This window comes from Streptococcus australis (genome assembly GCF_019930045.1).
In the GTDB taxonomy this organism is placed as follows: domain Bacteria; phylum Bacillota; class Bacilli; order Lactobacillales; family Streptococcaceae; genus Streptococcus; species Streptococcus australis_D.
The window spans coordinates 1-3,474 of sequence record NZ_JAHZQQ010000091.1 but is presented as its reverse complement, the minus strand read 5'-3'; the positions used below and the strand labels follow the sequence as shown (position 1 = coordinate 3,474).

The following is a 3,474-nucleotide window of genomic DNA, read 5'->3' as shown; positions in this document are numbered from 1 at the left end:
ATTCCAAGGTAAGACTTATGAGTTGGTACCAGCAGGTAACTACCCAGTAGGTCAAGTCGACGAACAAGGTCACTGGAAAGGTGATGACGCTACAACAGGTAAAGTGATCGAAGGCGATAAGAATGTAACATATATCTACAAACTTAAAGAAGAGCCAACACAACCTAAGGGTGAAGTTATCATTACTTATGTAGATGAAAACGGTAAAGAGCTTCAAAAACCACGTCAAGACACACCAAACTCACCATATGATACTCCATATGACACAACTGAGGAAGGTGAAAAACCTAACACAATCAAGACACCAGATGGTAAGACATACAAGATCGTACCAAAAGGTGACTACCCAGTAGGTAAAGTCGATGGAGATGGCCACCTTGAATCATCTGATCCAATCAAAGGTAAGGTTGAGAAACCACGTTCAGTCATCACTTATGTTTATAAGGAAGTGAAAGGTAACGTCTACGTTCACTATAAAGATACTGAAGGTAACACAATCAAGACTTCAGTTGTTGATGAACAAGATCAACCAGTTGATAAAGACTACGATACAGTAGTAGACAACCGTCCACAAGAAATCCAATACAATGGTAAGACATATGAATTGGTACCAGCAGGTAACTACCCAGTAGGTAAAGTGGATGGACAAGGTCACCTTGAATCATCAGATACAACAACAGGTAAAGTTATCGAAGGCGATAAGAATGTAACATATATCTACAAACTTAAAGAAGAACCATCTACACCAACTGGTAACGTCTATGTTCACTATGTAGATGAATTTGGTAACACACTTAAGAATTCTGTAACAGACGAATATGCACAACCAGTAGGTAAATACTACGATACAGTAATCGATAACCGTCCGAATACAATCATCACACCAGATGGTAAGATCTATGTATTGGTACCAGCAGGTAACTACTCTGTAGGTAAAGTTGACGTTGATGGACATTTGACAACAACAGATTCAGCTACAGGTCAAGTCATCAAGGGTGATAAGAATGTCACTTATGTGTACAAACTTGTGAAGACTCCAACACCAAATGTACCAGTAGATCCAACTCCTGAAAAACCAGTGGATCCAACTCCAAACAAACCGGTAGATCCAACTCCTGAAAAACCAGTGGATCCAACTCCGAATAAACCAGTAGATCCAACTCCAGTTAACCCTACTCCAGAGCAACCAGCTAAACCAGCTCCAGCTCTTGAGCAACTTCCAAATACTGGTGAAGCTCAATCAGTAGCTACTGGCGTACTTGGAGCAATCGCAGGTCTTGCAGGTCTTGCAACACTTGGTCGTCGCAAAAAAGAAGATGAAAAATAATTCATCTTACTAGAGTGAATGACTAGCTTCCGTTTTGGAAAGAAGAGTCGTCGCTTTTGACAGCTATAGTAGCTTGTAAAACCTAAAAAAGAGGGAACAAATCGTTCCCTCTTTTTATTTGTATAAGGCAAAAAAACTGTGAGAAGTGAAAGAAGAAGTGATCGAATAAGCTTCGGATGAGTCAATCTTCAGGATGCAAAAATTTGAAAATCTATAAGACTACCTTTAAAAAATTGATAAATTAGGATTGAAAACGACTTCGTATTTTTGGAAGAAAAAAGCAATTGAAAATAGTTTAAAAAAAGTAAATTATCAGAAATTTGACAAATTCAAAATATGAGTTACTTTAAGTTACATTTAAACTTAAAAAGTGTATAATAATACATTAGTAAAAATCATAGGAGTAAATCGTTCATGTTTTTTAAACGTTCAAATGGATCATTTCGTGAAACCGATCGTGTAACCCGATATAAATTAATCAAATCCGGGAAAAATTGGCTTCGTGCAGCAACTTCCAACTTGGGTCTTTTTAAAGTAGTCCGTGGTCAAGTTGAAGAATTAGTCGTAGCAGATGTAGTTGCAGAATCCATGACAGTGAAAGAAGCCTCAAGTCGGACCTTGTTGAAGGGGATCTTAGCAACGGGGGCTATTCTTGGTGGGGCTGTCGTGACGACAGCGGCTCAAGCTGATGAAACAGGTGCTGAAACAACGACAGCATCTGAATTAGATACTGAGGCACTTGCAGAAGCAGATAGTGTGGTTCTAGGTACAACTTCTGTATCGGAATCGGTATCAGAGCAGAATGTTGAATCTACATCAGTTTCTGAGAGCACATCTGTATCATTGTCAGAGTCTGTATCAAGCTCTATCTCACTTTCATTGAGTGAACAAGGTTCTAAAGAGTTGTCCTCAGCTCTTAGTGAATCAACTGTTGCTGTAACTGAGTCAGAAGGTACGGAAGAAACCAAGCAGTCACCTGCTACAACAGATGAAAGAACTGTCTTGGCACAAAACGTTTCAGAAGCAGAAATTTTGAACAAGTTAGCTGGAAATTATTCATCGAATTTGACGATTTCAGAGCGTAAAGAAGCCCTTGAATCAGCGATTGCCAAAGTCCAAACAGAGTTGACAGCTAGCAATAGCTTGATCAATGCCAATGTTTCTGCACAGGCTTATGCTGAGCAACGCGATCGTTTAGGAAAATCTATCGATGAATTAATGGTCACCTTGAATGCAGCAGGTTTTACTGGCAATGCAACTGTCAATGGTGAAACGGCTATTCAGGCGACTTTGAATATTGCAACTGGGGAAACCAAGCTGCATGTAGGATCAGGAGTAGATACCAACTATAAGATTCCAATTTACTATAAGCTAAAAGCTTTTAACGATGGAACAACAGTGACCTTTACATATACGGTCACTTACGATAACCCTGAAACACCTGGTGTAGAGAAACCAGCAGCTTTATCCTCTGGCTATTCGATCTATAATTCAGGAACCTCAACACAAACGATGTTTACCTTAGGCAAGGGCTTTGGATCTCCTTCTAATGTAACAAGTTATATTACGGATTCACAAGGAAATCAAGTTACTAATCCGAAGGCGAATACAACACCGATTGTGAAGCAAGGAGATGGCTTTACTTGGGCAAATGGTTACCAGATGAACGGTTATCAGGCTAAGCAAGGGTACGGCCTCACATCAACTTGGACGGTTCCAGTTACTGGAGCTGATACTTCCTTCACCTTCTCTCCTTTTGCAGGTAAAACAGATAACAATAAAATCAATTTCTTTAGTGGTAGTAAGGTTATTGAATCTGAGGTGGATACGACCAGTCAATCGATGAGCCTTTCAAGTAGCCTTTCGGAGAGCACATCAGAAGTAGTATCAGAATCCGTTTCTCTTTCTGAAGAAGCTTCCGCTTCCTTATCGGAAGAAGCCTCATCCTCACTTTCAGAATCAGAATCTCAGTCTGAGAGCGCATCAGAGTCTGAAGAAACCTCTGTTTCATTGTCAGAAGAGGCGTCGTCCTCACTTTCAGAGTCAGAATCCCAATCAGTGAGCGCTTCAGAATCAGAAGAGACATCTGCCTCATTAAGTGAATCAGCGTCAGAATCCGTATCAGAATCACAATCAACAAGTGCTTC

General features: G+C 40.1%; 2 protein-coding genes. Both read left to right on the top strand.

Going from position 1 to position 3,474, the window contains the following annotated elements; translation table 11 throughout:
- The coding region (locus K1J10_RS10245) for an LPXTG cell wall anchor domain-containing protein (protein ID WP_263285416.1) at window positions 1–1,327 on the top strand (1,327 nt) is incomplete at its 5' end.
- A gap of 414 nt (window positions 1,328–1,741) precedes the next feature.
- On the top strand, window positions 1,742–3,474 hold a 1,733-nt coding region (locus tag K1J10_RS10235; protein ID WP_223357272.1), incomplete at its 3' end, for an accessory Sec-dependent serine-rich glycoprotein adhesin.